Below are 17,128 nucleotides of genomic sequence, written 5' to 3'. Positions count from 1 at the left end.
TGGGCGCGCTTTCTTTTCGCTTAATGGAACAAGCCTCGTGTCCGGTCATTAACGTGCGAGAGCCGCGAAAGGAGACTGGAACAATGGCCAAGGACGTTACGAACCGCCGCGCGAAGGAACACGTCGACGAGGACCAGAATGGTGTCATCGTTGCCGGCCCGGAAGCGCATGCGCGCGAGCACGCCGGGAAAGATCCCGCGCACAAGGCAGCACCGCAAAACGACAAGCGCCCCGGAAGTGCTTCCAAGAAAACTAAATAGACGTAGCCCGCGCCGAGGCAGCGCGATCGCCCATACGTCAAATAACAAACCTCCCGTGCGCTGGGCACACGGGAGGTCATTGTCGAGACCTGCTTTAAACCGTTTCGCCGTTAGGCGGTCAGATCGAAACGGTCGGCGTTCATCACCTTCGTCCACGCGGCAACGAAGTCCTTCACGAACTTCTCCTTGCTGTCGTCCTGGGCGTAGACTTCGGCATAGGCGCGCAGCACCGAATTCGAACCGAAGACGAGGTCGGCACGGGTCGCGGTGAAGCGGACGGCGCCGGTCTTGCGATCGCGGATCTCGTACGAGTTGCGGCCGGTCGGGACCCAGGAATAGGCCATGTCGGTCAGCGTGACGAAGAAATCCGTGCTCAGCGCACCAACCTTGGACGTGAAGACGCCGTGGCTGCTGCCGCCATGGTTGGCGCCGATGACGCGCAGGCCACCGACGAGAGCCGTCATCTCAGGCGCGGTCAGGCCCATCAGCTGGGCGCGGTCGAGGAGGAGTTCCTCGGCGCTAACAACATAGTGCTCCTTCTGCCAGTTGCGGAAGCCGTCAGCGAGCGGCTCCAGCGGCGCGAAGCTCTCGGCATCGGTCTGTTCGGCAGTGGCGTCGCCACGACCGGCCGCGAACGGCACCTGGATATCGAAGCCGGCAGCCTTGGCTGCCTGTTCGACACCGTAGTTACCGGCAAGAACGATGACATCGGCGACCGACGCACCGCTTGCGGCAGCGATCGGTTCGAGCACGGCCAGAACACGGGCAAGGCGTTCAGGCTCGTTACCGGCCCAATCCTTCTGCGGCGCCAGCCGAATGCGGGCACCGTTGGCGCCGCCGCGATTGTCCGAACCACGGAAGGTGCGGGCGCTGTCCCATGCCGTGCTGACGAGGTCGGCAACGGAGAGGCCCGAGGCAGCGATCTTCGCCTTGACGGCCGAAACATCGTAGCTCGTGCTGCCTGCCGGGATCGGGTCCTGCCAGAGCAGGTCTTCAGCCGGAACGTCCGGGCCGATGTAGCGCGCCTTCGGGCCCATGTCGCGGTGGGTCAGCTTGAACCAGGCGCGAGCAAAGGTATCCGAGAAGGCAGAGAAATCGTCGCGGAAGCGCAGCGAGATTTCGCGGTAGATCGGGTCTACCCGAAGCGCCATGTCGGCGTCCGTCATCATCGGGTTGAGGCGGATGCTCGGGTCTTCCACGTCGACAGGCTTGTCGGCGTCGGCGATCGAGATCGGCTCCCACTGGGTGGCACCTGCCGGGCTCTTCACCAGATGCCATTCATGTTTGAACAGCATTTCAAAGAAGCCGTTGTCCCACTTGGTCGGCTCGGTCGTCCAGGCGCCCTCGATACCCGACACCACGGTATTCCGGCCGATGCCGCGTCCCTTGGTGTTCAGCCATCCGAGGCCCTGGGCTTCCGGACCGGCCGCTTCAGGATCAGCACTGAGATCTGCGGGGTTGCCGTTGCCATGGCTCTTGCCGATCGTGTGGCCGCCGGCGGTCAGTGCCACGGTTTCCTCGTCATCCATACCCATACGGGCAAAGGTTTCGCGCATCTGCGCGGCGGTTGCGAGCGGATCGGACTTGCCGTTGACGCCCTCGGGGTTGACATAGATCAGACCCATCTGGACAGCCGCGAGCGGATTCGAAAGCGTCGCGGGTTTGGCGACATCGCCGTAGCGACCGTCGCTCGGCGCGAGCCATTCCTGCTCGTCACCCCAATAGACGTCCTTTTCCGGCTGCCAGATATCCTCGCGGCCGAAGCCGAAACCGAAGGTCTTCAAGCCGGCGACGTCATAGGCGATCGTGCCGGCGAGCGCGATCAAGTCGGCCCAGGAAATCCGGTTGCCGTACTTCTTCTTGATCGGCCACAGCAGACGGCGGCCCTTGTCGGTGTTGACGTTATCCGGCCACGAATTCAGTGGTGCAAAACGCTGGTTGCCGGTGTTGGCGCCGCCACGGCCATCGGCCGCGCGATAAGAACCGGCTGCGTGCCAAGTAACGCGGGCCATCATGCCGACATAGCTGCCCCAGTCGGCCGGCCACCATTCCTGGCTTTCGGTCATCAGGGCGCGCAGATCGCTCTTCAGCGCCTCCACGTCAAGCTTCTTCAGTTCCTCGCGATAGTTGAAATCCTTGCCGAGCGGATTGGTCTTGGTGTCGTGCTGGCTCAGGATGTCTAGGTTCAGCGCGTTGGGCCACCACTGCGTGACCGATTTGCCCAGCGCCGTGTTGCCGCCGTGCATGACCGGACACTTGCCGGTCGATGGTGTCTTCGTGTCCACGTTCACTCTCCCTAAATTCGAACTCGGGTTGACGTCGCGTGCCAAGTATTTTTGAGCGGGCCGTTGAACCTCGTGTCGGCTTCAAGTCCCGAGATAGGGAATAAGCAAGTCGCCCGATAAATTCCAATTGTATATTCTAAAGGGTCTGATAGGTTTTGGTTATGATCGGCCTATCGATGAAGCACTTGCGTTATTTCGAAGCCCTGGCGCGGTTGGGGCATTTCGGCCGCGCAGCCGAAGCCTGCTCGATTTCCCAGCCGGCGCTATCCGTGCAGATCCGCGAACTTGAAGAATTGATCGGCGCGCCGCTGGTGGAGCGAGGCGGCAGGCAGATCAGGCTGACCAGCCTCGGCGAGGAGTTCGCCGAACGCGTGCGCGGCATTCTGCGCTCCGTAGACGATCTGGCCGAACTGGCGCGCGCCACCCAGACAACGCTTGCGGGCCGACTTCGTATCGGCGTCATTCCGACGATTGCCCCCTATCTGCTGCCCGATGTCATCAAGACGCTGACACAGCGCTACCCCGGGCTGGACCCACGCCCACGCGAGGCGGTGACCCAGCGACTGATCGAAGACCTGCACGAGGCAAGGCTCGATGCCGCGATCGTCGCCCTGCCCGTCTCGGAACCGACGCTCGAGGAAATTCCGCTCTTCGATGAGGAGTTCGTTCTGGTGCGTCCGCTGGAGGATGCCGGCAAGCCGGTTCCGAGCTCGGAAATGCTGCATGAGATGCGGCTGCTGCTGCTTGAAGAAGGGCATTGCTTCCGCGAACAGGCGCTGTCCTTCTGCAACATCGCCGCAGCCCCACCCCGCGAACTGATGGAGGGAAGCTCGCTCACCACGTTGGTGCAGATGGTGGGCGCCGGCATCGGCGTAACGCTGCTGCCGCAGATGGCGGTGCGCACCGAGACGCGCTCGGCCGATGTCAGCGTCTTCCGCCTGCTGGAACCCCGCCCCTTCCGCACGATCGGCATGGTCTGGCGCAAGACCAATCCCCTGGTCTCGCAATTCGGGCCCATCGCCGACATCGTCCGCGAGGCCGGCGCTCGAAAGACGAGCGAGTTTGCAGACCTTGCTGGCGTCGGCAGACGGGAACCTCAACGTTTGATCGCAGGTTAAAGGAGGCACGGACTTGCCTTCGCTGTCCGCGCCTTACGCCTAAGCGTTAGAAGTCCCAGTCTTCGTCCTCGGTAGCGACTGCCTTGCCAATGACATAGGATGAGCCGGAACCTGAGAAGAAGTCGTGGTTCTCGTCGGCGTTGGGCGATAGCGCCGATAGGATAGCCGGATTGACCTTGCACGCTTCCGCCGGGAACAGTGCCTCGTAGCCGAGGTTCATCAGCGCCTTGTTGGCGTTGTAGTGCAGGAACTTCTTTACGTCCTCGGTGAGGCCGACGCCGTCATAGAGTGCCTCGGTGTATTTCGCCTCGTTGTCGTAGAGTTCCAGCAGCAGATCGAAGGCGAAGTCCTTGATCTCCTGGCGGCGGGCTTCCGGCAAACGCTCGACTGCCCGCTGGAACTTGTAGCCGATATAGTAGCCATGAACGGCTTCGTCGCGGATGATGAGGCGGATCATGTCGGCGGTGTTGGTGAGCTTGGCACGGCTCGACCAATACATCGGCAGATAGAAGCCGGAATAAAACAGGAAGCTCTCGAGGAAGACCGAGGCGACCTTCTTCTTCAGCGGATCATCGGACGCGTACTGCTCCATGATCAGCGCCGACTTCCGCTGCAGGAACTCGTTCTCCTCCGACCAGCGATAGGCATCGTCGACATCGGGTGTCGAGCACAGCGTCGAGAAGATCGACGAATAGGAGCGTGCGTGCACCGCCTCCATGAAGGAGATGTTGGAGAGGACCGCCTCCTCATGCGGCGTGGCTGCGTCAGCCATGAGTTTCACCGAGCCGACGCCGTTCTGGATCGTGTCGAGCAGCGTCAATCCGGTGAAGACGCGAATTGTCAGTTGCTGCTCTTCCGGCTTCAGCGTGGCCCAGGATGGGATGTCGTTCGACAGCGGCACTTTCTCCGGCAGCCAGAAATTGCCGGTGAGGCGGTTCCAGACCTCGAGATCCTTGTCATCGTCGATGCGGTTCCAGTTGACGGCGCGCACGGCAGCGGCGACCTTCGGGGTTCTGGTCTTCACTTGAATGTTCATCTTGGTCACCTGAGATCAAAGGGCGCAGGAGACGCAGCCCTGCACTTCCGTGCCGGTCAGCGCCATCTGGCGAAGGCGGATGTAGTAGATGGTCTTGATGCCCTTCTTCCACGCGTAGATCTGCGCCTTGTTGATATCGCGCGTCGTCGCGGTATCGCGGAAGAACAGCGTCAGCGACAGGCCCTGGTCGACATGCTGGGTGGCCGCCGCATAGGTGTCGATGATCTTCTCCGGCCCGATCTCGTAGGCGTCCTGGTAGTAGTCGAGATTGTCGTTGGTCATGAAGGCGGCCGGGTAATAGACGCGGCCGATCTTGCCCTCCTTGCGGATCTCGATCTTGGAGACGATCGGGTGGATCGATGAGGTGGAGTGGTTGATGTAGGAGATCGAGCCCGTCGGCGGCACGGCCTGCAGGTTCTGGTTATAAAGCCCGCCTTCCATGACCGCCTGCTTCAGCTCGCGCCAGTCGTCCTGCGTCGGGATGTGGATGCCTGCCGTCTCGAACAGTTCGGCGACGCGCGCGGTCGCCGGCGCCCATTCGGCCTCGGTGTATTTGTCGAAATAGTCGCCCGAGGCGTACTTCGAGTTCTCGAAGCCCTTGAAGCTCTGGCCGCGCTCGACCGCGAGCCGGTTAGAAGCGCGGATCGCATGATAGGTCACGGTGTAGAAGTAGATGTTGGTGAAATCGACGCCTTCGTCGGAGCCGTAATAGATGCGTTCGCGGGCGAGATAGCCGTGCAGGTTCATCTGGCCGAGACCGATCGCGTGGCTGTCTGCATTGCCCTTGGCGACCGATGGAACCGAGGTGATGTTGCTCATGTCGGAAACAGCCGTCAGCGCCCGGATCGAGGTCTCGATCGTCTTGCCGAAATCAGCCGAGTCCATGGTCGCGGCGATATTCAGCGAGCCGAGATTGCAGGAGATATCCTTGCCCATGTGATCGTAGGAGAGATCGGCATCATAGGTGCTGGCATCGCTGACCTGCAGGATTTCCGAGCACAGGTTGCTCATGGTGATGCGGCCGGCAATCGGGTTCGCCTTGTTCACCGTGTCTTCGAACATGATGTAGGGATAGCCGCTCTCGAACTGGATCTCGGCGATCACCTGGAAGAAATCGCGCGCCTTGATCTTTTTCTTCTTGATGCGGCTGTCCGCTACCATCTCGCGGTATTTCTCGGTAACCGAGATCTCGCTGAAGGCGACGCCATAGACGCGTTCGACGTCGTAGGGCGAGAACAGGTACATGTCCTCGTTGTTCTTGGCGAGTTCGAAGGTGATATCGGGCACGACGACGCCAAGCGACAGCGTCTTGATGCGGATCTTCTCGTCGGCATTCTCGCGCTTGGTGTCGAGGAAGCGCATGATGTCGGGGTGGTGGGCATTGAGATAGACGGCACCAGCGCCCTGGCGCGCGCCAAGCTGGTTGGCGTAGGAGAAACTATCCTCCAGCAGCTTCATGACCGGGATCACGCCCGACGACTGGTTTTCGATCTGCTTGATCGGCGCGCCGGCCTCGCGCAGGTTCGTCAGCGACAGGGCGACCCCGCCGCCGCGCTTGGAGAGCTGCAAGGCGGAATTGATGCCGCGAGCGATGCTCTCCATGTTGTCCTCGATACGCAGCAGGAAGCACGAGACGAGTTCGCCGCGCTGCTTCTTGCCCGCATTGAGAAAAGTCGGCGTCGCCGGCTGGAAACGGCCGGAAATGATCTCGTCGACCATATCGCGGGCGAGCCCCTCATTGCCGCGTGCCAGCGCCAGTGCCACCATGCAGATCCGGTCTTCGTAGCGCTCGAGGTAGCGCTTTCCATCGAAGGTCTTCAGCGTATAGCTGGTGTAGTATTTGAAGGCGCCGAGGAAGGTCGGGAAGCGGAACTTCTTGTCGTAGGCGTGGTCGAACAGGTCGCGGACGAAATTGAATGAATACTGGTCCAGCACCTCCTGCTCGTAGTAGCCCTCCGTCACGAGGTAATCGAGCTTCTCCCGGAGATTGTGGAAGAACACCGTGTTCTGGTTCACGTGCTGCAGGAAATACTGCTTCGCCGCCTGCCGATCCTTGTCGAGCTGAATCCTGCCGTCCTCGTCATAGAGGTTCAGCATGGCATTCAGCGCGTGATAGTCGAGCGTCGCGTCGACTATCTTGGTGTCTGTCGCCTTCAAGGGGCGTTCGAGAACTGCCGTGTCCAAAATCGTTCCAATCCGTGTGTGACATTGGCGACATCCTCATCCGTGCCGAGAAGCTCGAACCTGTAGAGGTAAGGCACCTGGCATTTCCTGGATATGATGTCGCCGGCAAGCCCGAAGGTCTCGCCGAAGTTGCTGTTGCCCGCGGCGATCACGCCCCGGAGGTTCGAACGGTTGTCCGCATCGTTGAGAAAGCGGATGACCTGTTTGGGCACGGCGCCCTTGCCGCCGTCGCCGCAATAGGTCGGGACAACAAGCACAAAGGGACGTTCGGCGGTAAGCGTATGCTCGGCACTGATGGGGATGCGCGATGCCGGCAGTCCGAGTTTTTCGACGAAGCGGTGGGTGTTCTCGGATCTGCTGGAGAAATAGACGAGCTCACCCATCGGCCGATCCTCAGGCCAGCGCGCTGATCATGTCCGGACGGAAGCCCGCCCAGTGCTGATCGCCGGCAACGACGACGGGAACCTGGCGATAGCCGAGCCCCTGCACGAGTTCGTAGGCCGCCATGTCGGTCGAGACGTCGATCACGTCATAGTTAATCCCCTGGCGATCAAGCGCGCGGGTAGTCGCCGTGCATTGGACGCAGGCGGGCTTGCTGTAGACGGTAATGGTCATGGTAATCCTCGTGTCGGATAGGCGTGCGATAGCGATCGGACATCCGCCGATGTCCGGGCAAAAATGATGAATGATGAAGGCAGCCGCTTGCGGTCGCCGGACGCTCAGGCGCCCGTCACTCGCGCGGACGGAATTCGAAACTCAAGATCATAAGACTTCACCCCGAAGTGGCTCATGCGGCGGTCAGGGGAAGCGGTACGCACGGCAACATCCCGCACGCAATCGCGACCTTCCGGACACCCCGCCCGTGGACGTTTTCGTTGCAAGGCAGGTCTCCTGGCTTGCGGGTCGTTACATTCAACCTGCCTTCCCAATGCCCTCAAGGCACCAGTGGACGTATCGATCGAATGCTCACCGCTTACAGTTGCGGGGGCAGCTCCGGCATTGTTTGGCCCGTCATGGGCCTCACGCACCGTATTCCCGTCTTAGCTCCCGACGCGAATCGGAAGAACCTCGAACACTAGATATAGTATATGAAGCGAAATTGGCGTCAACGGGTGCTGTGAGGCCGGTCTATGAAAGCTGGGGACAATGTGGCGCGGCGCGCTAATACTGCAAACGCAGTGCGGCCGGCTACCGCCTGCTGCCGCCGACCAGCCGCAGGCGCGTTGCGGGCTCATCCTCGTGGGCGGCCGTCACCCTGAAGACGGAGACGAGATCGCGCAGGCGGCTTGCCTCCCCGGCGAGCACCGCGGAGGCCGCATTGCTCTCCTCGACCATCGCAGCGTTCTGCTGGGTATCCTGATCCATGCCGTTCATCGCCGTATTGATCTCGACCAGGCCGATGCTCTGCTCGCGAGAGGCGAGAGCGATCGCCTCCATATGCTGGTTGATGGCGACGATGTGGCTGCCGATGCCGTGAAGCGCGGCGCCGGTATCTCTCACCGCGCGCACGCCCTCTTCGACCTCGATCGCAGAGCCTTCTATCAAGCTCTTGATCTCCTTGGCGGCGTTGGCCGAACGCTGCGCTAGCTCGCGAACCTCGTGGGCTACAACCGCGAAGCCGCGGCCGGCCTCGCCGGCGCGGGCCGCCTCGACGCCTGCGTTCAAGGCCAGCAGGTTGGTCTGGAAGGCGATCTGGTCAATCGTTGCGATGATGCTTGCGATACGCTTCGAGGAACCTTCGATCCGCTCCATGACGGAGACCGCCTCGTCGACAAGCACCGCGCCCCTGGATGCACTGTCGTTAGCCTCGCGCGCAACTTGCTGGGCGTCCTCCACGCGCTTGGTCGCATTCGACACATTGGCCGTAATTTCGTCAAGCGCGGCCGCGGTCTGCTCGAGCGAGGCTGCCTGGCGTTCGGTTCGTTGCGCCAACTGGCCCGCGCCGCTGCTGATCTCCTGGGTGCCGTTGTCGATCGAGTGGCTAGACTGCATGATCTCGCCCATAACCTCGGCCAACTGGCGCAGCGTCGTATTCAGATCGCCGCGCAGGCTCTCGAAATCAGGCGCGAAGGGTTCAACGAGCTGGAAGGAAAGATCGCCAGCCGCCAACCGCTTCAGGCCGGCGCCAAGATCGCCGGTTGCCTGCAGTAGCCGCTCGCGCGCCATCGCCTCGGCCTGCTCCTGCATCTGGGCCCGATTCGCCTCGGCATCCCGGCGCGCCGCCGCCGCTTCGGCCTCGAGGGCGGCCGCGGCAATTGCTTGCTGGCGAAACACCTCGAGCGCCTTCGCCATGGCGCCCACTTCGTCGCGCCTTGTCGCACCCGGTGCCGTCTGAGCGGTATCGCCTCCGGCCAACCGGCGCATGGCCGCCGTGATCGTCAAGATAGGACCGCTGATCGACCGGCCGATCAGCCACACACTGAGCAGGAGAATACCGATCGCGGCAGCGATCAGCGCGATCACGACGGTGATATTGCGCTGGCCGACGCGATCGTTTTCCTCAAGTGTCGCGGTCTCGGCTGCGGCGTAGCTATTAATGATATCGACAAGCACCGGCTGCACCGCGGAATAAGCGGAACTGACGGCATCACGGGCTGCTGCTTCCTCAAGCGTTGCCTTGCCGTAAAGCCGGAACGCATTCTGGTAGACCGAAAGCGCTTCGGCGGCCCGCATACGCTGGGCACCCGGACGGAACGCCTTCTTCATCAGCTCCGTAAATGTCTCGACTTCAGCCGTGTGCTTGGCGAGATAATCAGGATTTCGGCGAAGGATGAAATCTTTCTCATGCCGCCGCATCATCAACATGCTGGCCTTAAGCTCTGCATCCGCAACGCCTTCGAGTTGGCCTTCGATAGAATGCACCGCCTCGCGCATGGCGCCTTCGAGACCCTGGGACTGATCAAGCCCCAATTCCTTGTCCTTCGCAACGAGCGCCGAGAACGTCCCGGCGTAGGCCTGCAGCGCGCCGCTCAAAGCCTCCAGCTTCCCCGCCTGCTCGGACCCCGCATCGCCTTTCAAGCGATCAATCACCGCAGTCGCCCTCTGGAGCGCCTTGTCGAAATCGTCAACCGCGCCGAGCTGCCGCGTGAGCAGGAACTCCTTCTCCCACAGCAGGGTGTCGCGAATATCGTCGCGTGCACTTGCAACATCTCGCTGCTGCTTCGCCAGGCCATCAGCGGTCTGCCGATAGCCGGCCTCGACCTGTCGCTGACCGATGAAAATCGCGGAAATCGCGACAATTCCGACCAATGCCACCAAGGCAAGCAACATCACGCGATGGGCAATTTTCAGATTCGAGAGGAAGGACACGGTAAACCCCAGGCAATTTCGTCTCGCGCTTACAGCATTCATGACGTTAAGCATTCCCAAATCGCGGATGAAACTTTGATGATTTTGCAAAGAAAATAGTCTGGGCGCGCCTTGCAGCCGAGCCACTCAACCCTTCCTGTCTGGCAAGCACGGGATGCCCCCGCCCGCCTTGCCCTGCCGGAGTGCTCGGCGGTAGTCTCCGCCATACCGTCGCAGCGCTCACTTCCGCGGCGTGCTCACGAAAACTGCGCGCAGGGATAGTGGTTTTGAGGATATGCCATGGATACGCCTCCTGTCGTCATCGACTACGCCGCCGTCATTCAGACCTCGCTGGCGCCGGTCTTTCTGCTGGCGGGCACCGCGGCTTTCGTCGGCATCTACGCAACCCGCCTCGGGCGCGTGTCTGATCGTTTGAACGAGGTGGTCGAGAAAGACGCGTCCGACGAGATGAGGCAGCGGCAGCTCATCTATCTGCGTCGGCGCACGCTGGTGCTCGAGATCGCCGTCATCCTTGGGGTTATCGCGGGCATCTGCACCTGTTGCGCGATCCTCAATCTTCTCTCCGGCGCGCTTTCCATCCGCATCCGGCCCCTCAATCTCTTCTGGTTTTTTGGCAGCGCCATCGTTTCGCTCATGCTGTCGCTGCTAGCCTTTCTGCTGGAACTGCTCGCCGCCGGCCGCAGCATTCTGCTACAGATTCGCGACAACCGCCGACCTGAGGCTGATGTTTGAGGCCGCGTAGGAGACATATGGCGAAACGTCTCTCGGCACAGGGACTGCGCCGGGAGACGAAGATCATGACAGAATGTCAGAACAGCTTGGTGCTGATGCGGATCGTCGGACCACCGCCCAGTTTGAGAGCATGGTTTTCGCCATAGACGCTGAACAGCCATTTGCCGGTGATGTTGAAGGCATGGTCGTTCACCATGAAGTCGTAAGACAGCAGCGGCCCCAGATTGACCTGGGCGGCGTGGGTCCCGCGGCTGTCGAGAGCGACGCCATTGACCTTGTCGTCACCCAGCTGGACGAAGCTGCTGCCGGCGAGACCAAACTGCCAGTTGCCGGCACGTTGCGTCAGCGCATAGTCCATGCTCAACACCGATCCGGTCTGGTACTGCGTCGCGTCGTTCTCCGTAAAGTAGCTGTAGAAAAGCCGGGCGCTGAATTCAGTCGCCTCCCCGAAGGCCGGCCCCAGAATGCTCTGCATCGTGTGAGTGATACCGATGTTCGGGGAGATAGCGAAGAAGTTGGTGCCGGTGTTGAGCCCGCCGGCGTTCTTGTAGGTTCCGATAGGCAGCGTGGTGCCAAGGCCGACAAGCAATGCAGTACCGTAAGGGATGGGGCCGCCTTCCCTGGCGGGCTGGGTCGCGAAATCCTCATCAGCGAAGAAACGGCTCCAGGCGAAGATGTCGGAATAGACATCGACAAAGCCCTTGGCGCATTGTTCGGGCAGTCCCTGAAGCCCGAAACACACCCGCGTATATCCGCCGAAGAGCGATGAAGCCACCGAGCCGCCGAATATCTGCGTATCCCAGACATGCAGCAATCCGCCGCCGCCAAGGCTCATCGTGCCGTCGCCCGGCATGAAGCCGTCAGGTGCGTAAAGTCCGTCCAACTGGGCCGGACCCACGCCGACGAAGCCGCCGTAGGTCCCCGGAGGCGGCAGCAATGCCGAGCGGATGTCGGTACCACCGACCGGCCCGGCGGGCGTGATGGCCTCCGCGCCGAATGCCTGCGTAGAAAGGCCGGTGATCGTCGATAGTGCAAAAGTTCCTGCAATAAGCGCTTTAGTAAGCCGTAACATTGTCTTCCTTTCGTGGTGATGACCACGCCCCTCTCCGCTATTTTTAGCGTGTTCTAAGCTTGGTTCTGTTTGGCGGCGGCCTAAGCTGCTGGCGTTGGGCCGCGAGCGCTATCCCGAAATGGCAATCATCAATTGCAGATGTCCGTTTCGCGCATTTTTCGCGATGCGCTATAGCAAACCCTAAAATGGCCGCTATTCGGCGCCCACCCGCCCTGTCCCGATTGCTGCGCAAAAGGGATACTGCAACGCATTTGGGCGCTAATCGGATTGACGCTCGACGCGCCCCGGACCTACTCAAATAGCAACACCCGATCGCACCGACCGACACAGGCCGGAACCGTAAGTACTTGTGAATGATAGGAAAACTCAGGATGACCCCGTCGGAAATCGTGAAAGACCTCGTTGATCACTTCTCGAAATCCAACTTCGAAGCAGCGCTCGCTCTCTACGCCGACGATGCAACAATCTCGATCGAATTCGGGGTCCCCGCGCCGTTCCAGATCTCGAAGGTTGAGATGGAGAAGCTCATCCGTTCCGCCGTCGAGGCGCGCGGCGGCAAGCCTTCGCCGATGTACCGCGACCTAAGCGTGCAGGACCTGGCAGTCCTCGAGACCAAGGATCCGGCCATTGTCGTGGGTCAGTGGACCTACCTGAGCAAGGTTGAGGGTGTGACCTACGAGAACCGCAACATCATCGTCGTCGAGGTTCGCGACGGCAAGATCGTCCACTCCCGTGACTATCACAACCATATCGCCCGCGCGTTCGCCGATGGCACCGTCGATCATCTCCTCGGCGCGATCCAGAAGATGCAGACGTCGCAAGCAACCGCCTGAGCTCATTCAAACCCGAAAACCCAGCGCACCATAAAGGAGCAAGCCTTGAACGCCCTTTCCGACATTGCCGCCATGAAGATCGACCAGGAAAACGTGCGAGCCGATCTGGTGAAGAAGGCCCTTTCCGTTGTCCCGCTACTGGCGAAAAACGCGCCGGAAGTCGACAAGACCGGCATCATTCCCGAGGAAAACCTCAAGGCAATTCGCGACCTTGGCCTGCATCTTCTGCTGCAGCCGAAGAAGTACGGCGGCCTCGAGGTCGACATCCGCACGTCGTTGGAGGTGCAAGTCGCCCTGGCACAGGGCTGCGGCTCGACATCCTGGGTCACTGGCCTCGGCAACGTCTCCTCCTTCCTCGTTGCGCTCTTTTCGGCGCAGGCACAGGCGGATGTCTGGGGATCCGATATCGATGCGAGAATGTGCTGTGTCACCTCGTCGGCCGGAACGACCCGCACGGATGTCGAAGGCGGCTGGCGGATTTCCGGTCGTTGGCGCTACGCATCCGGCTCCAACTACGCCAAGTGGGCGATCGTCGGCGTCGACACGGTCGATGCATCCGGCGCCCCGGATATCGGGCTTGCTCTTGTCCCGCTGAGCGAGATGAAAATCGAGCAGTCCTGGGACGTTATCGGCATGCGCGGCACCGCTTCGAATACTGTGGTCGCCGAGGATGTCTTCGTCCCGAGCCATCGCCAGCTTTCGTTTAACGCCGCCTGCACCGGCACCGCGCCGACGCCCTATGACGTCAACGAACATCCGCTTTACCGTTCGCCCTTCATGCCGGTCTTCGGATTGTGCCTGGCCGCCTCTTCTGTCGGCCTCGGCAAGGCGGCGATGGACCTTGCGCTTGAACAGGCACCGACGCGCATCGTCCCGGTCGTGCGCATTCGCCAGTCGGACGCCCCGAGCATCCAGACGATGCTGGGTCGCGCGAAATACACGGTGGACTCGGCGGAGATGCATCTTCTGCGCGCGGGTGATCAGACCGACAACGCCGCGCGAAGCGGCCAGTGGCTGAGCGGCGCGGAGTTCTACCGCAGTGCCGCCGACGGCATCGCCGCCGTGCAGTACGCAACGGACGCCATCCGGCTGATCACCAAGTCGCAGATGTCGTCCGCTTTCGCGGGCGCCAATCCCATGCAGCGGATCTGGCGCGATTGCGAGATGGCCAATTCGCACCTGGCCTTCGCGGAAATGCATCTTGAGGGATACGGCAAAGCTCTGCTCGGCGTTCAGAATGCGGCCGAAATCATCGGCCGCGGCAACACCTGAGATTGCCTCGACATTCCGGCGCGGCGACCCCGCGCCGGAATTAACACCCGGCCTTTGCGGCACAACCGACCCATGACGTGCGATCGAGCGCCCAACACGATCGCGCGAAAGAGAACCCGTGCTTCATTGGCTTTCATTCTCGTCACTCACGCTCCCGCCGGCCCTCTAGCCCGGCAGGACGTCGGATTTTCAAGAAAGGCCTAACAATGGAAGTGATCAAGCGAACAAGGGTCCTTATCGTCGGTTCGGGCGGAAACGGCATTTCATGCGCCGTCCTGCTGCAGAACGGCGGTATCGACGACATCACGATCATCACGAAGCACAGTGATTTCGGCGGGTGCTGGCTTCAGAATCGCTATCCCGGTTGCGCGCTCGACGGCGGGATCATGGGATATCAGTTCGGCTATGCGCTTTCGCCGCACTGGGGCGCGACGCACGCCTCCTGGGACGAAGTCACTGCCTACATGCAGAAGACGGCTGCCGATCACGGCCTCTACGAAAAGACGGATTTCGAGACGGAACTTCTGGAAGCCGAATGGCTGGATGACGAGAACGCCTGGAAGGTGACGACCGATCGCGGTATCTACCTCGCCGAGTTCCTGGTTCCCGTCACCGGCTTCCTGGAAGAGCCGGTCATTCCGACATTCCCCGGACAGGACGACTTCAAGGGCAGGATCTTCCATTCGTCCATGTGGCCGGAAGGCTATACCGGAGAGGGTGATCGCATAGCCGTCGTCGGCGCCGGTTCGTCGGCCCTGCAGATCGTGCCGGCCCTGCAGCCGCTGGCCAAGCAGATCTACATGTTCCAGCGGACGCCGAACCATGTCATCCCACTGAACAAGCGCGATTATACCGCCGAGGAACGCGAACAGTTCCACGCGGATCCGAGCACCATGGTAAAGCTGCGCACGGATATGATCGCCTTTGGCGACGATATATGGACCCAGGTCCTGCTCGGCCAGGACGGCGCCAAGAACGCCGAGGTTCAGGCACGATCGCTCCAATATCTCGACGAGAGGGTAAAAGACCCCGCGCTGAAGGATATGCTGCGCCCTGATCACACCTTCGGCTGCAAGCGGATGGGTGCGAGCGACGACTTCTACGAAAGCCTGCAGAACGACAATGTCGAGCTGATCCCCGAAGCCGCCGCGTCGGTCGGGCCGAACACCATTATCTCGAAAAGCGGCAAGAGCGTCGAGGTCGATGCGATCGTACTGGCAACAGGTTTCGTCTTCGGCGGAAGCATCCTCCATCACATCAAGCGTCGAGACGGCGTGACTGTGGGCGAGTATCAGGATGGACATCCACGCGCATACAAGTCCGTTTCCGTCGCGCAATGCCCGAACATGTTCCTCATCGGCGGAGCAGGCCCGAACGGACAGATCTGGCTCGGCCTCGGCCCGGGCGAAATCGTCCCGAACTATATCGTGCACGCGATCCGGTACATGGATGCGAACGGCATCCGGTCGATGGAAGTGAAGGAAACCGCCGAGCTTAAATGGAAGTCGGAATGCGACGCGGTGCTGTCCGTCGGCCCGACCGTCATCGGTGGATGCGTGAACTACTCGCAGGACAGCAAAGGCTACAACAAGGCGGCTTGGCCGGGGACCTTGGGAAGCATGTCCGATGCGATGAACAACCTCATCGTTGAAGACTACGATCAGGTGAAGCGCGGTGTCTCGACGGAAGCGCTCGAAACCATCGCCTGAATGAGCTTGGGGTCTGCGGTGGGACGACGACCTCGTCCCACGCCACGAGAACGGACCAAATCGCCGCCGCCTGGCCAAAGCTGGGCGGCGTTTTTTTTGTTGCGCGTCGCGCGCAAGGCGCCGGTAGGAAGCGGGCCTAACGCTTTAAAATCAGCAAGACGTCACAGAGCCACCGGATCGCGATGTGGCCCTGCAAAAATTGTCGATGCCTATACTCCGGCCACAACCTTCTTGTGCCGAAACGTTCGCGCGCCGTGGGCACCTGCCGCCGAAGACGGAAACAGCGTCAATTCCTTGGCGGACGCCGGCGAAGCAGCAGGCTTCCCGCGTGCGCGCGCGTTTTGCCTCGTTTCAGACGGCGCCTCGCCGAACTGGGTGCGATAGTCGTGCGCGAACCGGCCGAGATGGGTGAACCCGACGGCAAGCGCGAGGTTCGAGATGCTATCATGCGGGTTGCCGAGGAGAGCCTCCCTGATCCGCTCCAGACGGTAATCGCGCAGGTAGCGCATCGGGCTGACCTTTCGGAACTGCCGAAACGACTGCAGCAACGTGCGGACCGGAACATTCGCGGCAAGCGCGATATCCTGCAGCTTCAGCTGGTCCGTGTAGTTCCTTTGAATAAAGGCCTCCGCCCGCCTCACCACACCCGGGGCAGCGCCCGCGCGTCTGGTCATCTGATCGACACCCTGGCCCTTTACCAGGAGGTTGATGCAGAGACGCTCGTAAGCGGCCGCGACCTGTTGCGTGCTGCGGATGAGATCGAGCGTCGCCCGATCGCTCAGCATCGCATTCACGAAGTTGACCCAAGGGCGAATGCCGATGCGCTCAAGATCGAATATCGGAATGATCCGGCTGTTGGCGCGGCCGATCTCGGCGTTCATAAGCGCGGTGTCGATCTTGAAGATCAGCTGGGTGCAATCCTCACTGAACTCGCCGCTGAACGTCTCGTTCGGCGCGATGCAGACACCTGTCGCGCCTCGTATCGTCACATCGATACCATCGACACTGACGCGTCCCTCGCCGCTCAGACAAAATAAAAGAAGGTGGTGACCATCGACTTTTCGCGAATTCACCATGAAATGGCCGAGACGCATCGCGGCGATCCCGATCCGGCCGATGTGCAAATAATCCATGTAGCAGAGGCGGCGCCGGTCACCGACCGGTGCGATTCGCTTCGGCATGATAAATCGATTTATTTGATTTCGGGCTTCTTCGAAGTCGTAGGACTCGAAGACCCGATGATATTTTATGGCCATCTGGTCTTCCGTCCTGGCCATCTCGAAATTCCTAATCATCAGCTATTCCCCAATATTTTTTA

At 61.0% G+C, this 17,128-nt stretch carries 14 protein-coding genes and 1 riboswitch; of the genes, 6 read left to right on the top strand and 8 right to left on the bottom strand.

The features are described 5' to 3' along the window. The first annotated feature begins 83 nt into the window (after positions 1-83). Positions 84-260 (top strand): hypothetical protein, encoded by a 177-nt coding sequence (locus tag D460_RS35865; protein WP_018897952.1) that lies wholly within the window; start codon positions 84-86, stop codon positions 258-260. A gap of 110 nt (positions 261-370) precedes the next feature. Here D460_RS35865 and katG read toward each other — a convergent pair whose 3' ends face one another. Further along, positions 371-2,545 (bottom strand): catalase/peroxidase HPI, encoded by a 2,175-nt coding sequence (gene katG, locus D460_RS0107685; RefSeq protein WP_018897951.1) that lies wholly within the window; start codon positions 2,543-2,545, stop codon positions 371-373. A 161-nt stretch (positions 2,546-2,706) separates the two neighbouring features. On the opposite strand from katG, the gene D460_RS0107680 reads away from it, so the two are divergent. Further along, on the top strand, positions 2,707-3,663 hold the full coding sequence (locus D460_RS0107680) for a hydrogen peroxide-inducible genes activator (protein ID WP_018897950.1): 957 nt from the start codon (positions 2,707-2,709) through the stop codon (positions 3,661-3,663). 46 nt (positions 3,664-3,709) lie between these two features. Here D460_RS0107680 and nrdF read toward each other — a convergent pair whose 3' ends face one another. The 5 genes from nrdF to D460_RS32755 form a co-directional block, all read right to left on the bottom strand. After that, on the bottom strand, positions 3,710-4,699 hold the full coding sequence (nrdF, locus tag D460_RS0107675) for a class 1b ribonucleoside-diphosphate reductase subunit beta (RefSeq protein ID WP_026282895.1): 990 nt from the start codon (positions 4,697-4,699) through the stop codon (positions 3,710-3,712). Between the two features lie 15 nt (positions 4,700-4,714). Further along, positions 4,715-6,883 (bottom strand): class 1b ribonucleoside-diphosphate reductase subunit alpha, encoded by a 2,169-nt coding sequence (nrdE, locus tag D460_RS0107670; RefSeq protein ID WP_026282894.1) that lies wholly within the window; start codon positions 6,881-6,883, stop codon positions 4,715-4,717. Beyond that, positions 6,853-7,266, bottom strand: coding sequence for a class Ib ribonucleoside-diphosphate reductase assembly flavoprotein NrdI (nrdI, locus tag D460_RS0107665; protein ID WP_018897947.1), 414 nt, complete (start codon positions 7,264-7,266; stop codon positions 6,853-6,855). The genes nrdE and nrdI overlap by 31 nt, the downstream gene beginning before the upstream one ends. Before the next feature lie 10 nt (positions 7,267-7,276). Continuing rightward, positions 7,277-7,498 carry a glutaredoxin-like protein NrdH gene (nrdH, locus tag D460_RS0107660; RefSeq protein ID WP_018897946.1) on the bottom strand — a complete coding sequence of 74 codons (222 nt, stop codon included), beginning with the start codon at positions 7,496-7,498 and terminating at the stop codon, positions 7,277-7,279. A 248-nt stretch (positions 7,499-7,746) separates the two neighbouring features. Next, positions 7,747-7,969, bottom strand: a riboswitch (cobalamin riboswitch). 102 nt (positions 7,970-8,071) lie between these two features. Then, entirely contained in the window at positions 8,072-10,153 is a 2,082-nt protein-coding gene (locus D460_RS32755) for a methyl-accepting chemotaxis protein (protein WP_018897945.1), read from the bottom strand. Between the two features lie 318 nt (positions 10,154-10,471). On the opposite strand from D460_RS32755, the gene D460_RS0107650 reads away from it, so the two are divergent. Then, positions 10,472-10,924, top strand: coding sequence for a DUF2721 domain-containing protein (locus D460_RS0107650; protein WP_018897944.1), 453 nt, complete (start codon positions 10,472-10,474; stop codon positions 10,922-10,924). Between the two features lie 76 nt (positions 10,925-11,000). On the opposite strand, the gene D460_RS0107645 is transcribed toward D460_RS0107650, so the two are convergent. Further along, positions 11,001-11,996, bottom strand: coding sequence for a transporter (locus D460_RS0107645; protein WP_018897943.1), 996 nt, complete (start codon positions 11,994-11,996; stop codon positions 11,001-11,003). 371 nt (positions 11,997-12,367) lie between these two features. On the opposite strand from D460_RS0107645, the gene D460_RS0107640 reads away from it, so the two are divergent. The 3 genes from D460_RS0107640 to D460_RS32750 all read left to right on the top strand — a co-directional run bounded on the left by D460_RS0107640 (position 12,368) and on the right by D460_RS32750 (position 15,810). Further along, the gene (locus D460_RS0107640; protein WP_018897942.1) at positions 12,368-12,829 is read left to right on the top strand and encodes a nuclear transport factor 2 family protein; all 462 of its coding nucleotides are present in this window, start codon (positions 12,368-12,370) and stop codon (positions 12,827-12,829) included. A gap of 45 nt (positions 12,830-12,874) precedes the next feature. Then, positions 12,875-14,101: an acyl-CoA dehydrogenase family protein gene (locus tag D460_RS0107635; RefSeq protein WP_018897941.1), complete on the top strand. Its 1,227-nt coding sequence runs from the start codon at positions 12,875-12,877 to the stop codon at positions 14,099-14,101. A gap of 206 nt (positions 14,102-14,307) precedes the next feature. Beyond that, positions 14,308-15,810, top strand: coding sequence for an NAD(P)/FAD-dependent oxidoreductase (locus tag D460_RS32750; protein ID WP_018897940.1), 1,503 nt, complete (start codon positions 14,308-14,310; stop codon positions 15,808-15,810). Between the two features lie 209 nt (positions 15,811-16,019). Here D460_RS32750 and D460_RS32745 read toward each other — a convergent pair whose 3' ends face one another. Next, positions 16,020-16,979, bottom strand: a complete 960-nt coding sequence (locus D460_RS32745; protein ID WP_245267729.1) for an AraC family transcriptional regulator — start codon at positions 16,977-16,979, stop codon at positions 16,020-16,022. Positions 16,980-17,128 lie beyond the last annotated feature (149 nt).

The organism is Rhizobium sp. 2MFCol3.1, from assembly GCF_000377565.1.
Classification (GTDB): Bacteria; Pseudomonadota; Alphaproteobacteria; order Rhizobiales; family Rhizobiaceae; genus Rhizobium.
Note: the sequence above shows the minus strand (reverse complement) of the source record. Positions and strands in the feature narration are given on the sequence as shown.

Coding starts and splice junctions, on each gene's coding strand:
- D460_RS0107645 (WP_018897943.1), bottom strand. CDS start 11,996: ATGTTACGGCTTACTAAAGCGCTTATTGCAGGAACTTTTGCACTATCG.
- D460_RS32755 (WP_018897945.1), bottom strand. CDS start 10,153: ATGTTGCTTGCCTTGGTGGCATTGGTCGGAATTGTCGCGATTTCCGCG.
- D460_RS0107650 (WP_018897944.1), top strand. CDS start 10,472: ATGGATACGCCTCCTGTCGTCATCGACTACGCCGCCGTCATTCAGACC.
- nrdI (WP_018897947.1), bottom strand. CDS start 7,266: ATGGGTGAGCTCGTCTATTTCTCCAGCAGATCCGAGAACACCCACCGC.
- D460_RS35865 (WP_018897952.1), top strand. CDS start 84: ATGGCCAAGGACGTTACGAACCGCCGCGCGAAGGAACACGTCGACGAG.
- nrdF (WP_026282895.1), bottom strand. CDS start 4,699: ATGAACATTCAAGTGAAGACCAGAACCCCGAAGGTCGCCGCTGCCGTG.
- D460_RS0107640 (WP_018897942.1), top strand. CDS start 12,368: ATGACCCCGTCGGAAATCGTGAAAGACCTCGTTGATCACTTCTCGAAA.
- D460_RS0107680 (WP_018897950.1), top strand. CDS start 2,707: ATGATCGGCCTATCGATGAAGCACTTGCGTTATTTCGAAGCCCTGGCG.
- D460_RS32750 (WP_018897940.1), top strand. CDS start 14,308: ATGGAAGTGATCAAGCGAACAAGGGTCCTTATCGTCGGTTCGGGCGGA.
- nrdH (WP_018897946.1), bottom strand. CDS start 7,498: ATGACCATTACCGTCTACAGCAAGCCCGCCTGCGTCCAATGCACGGCG.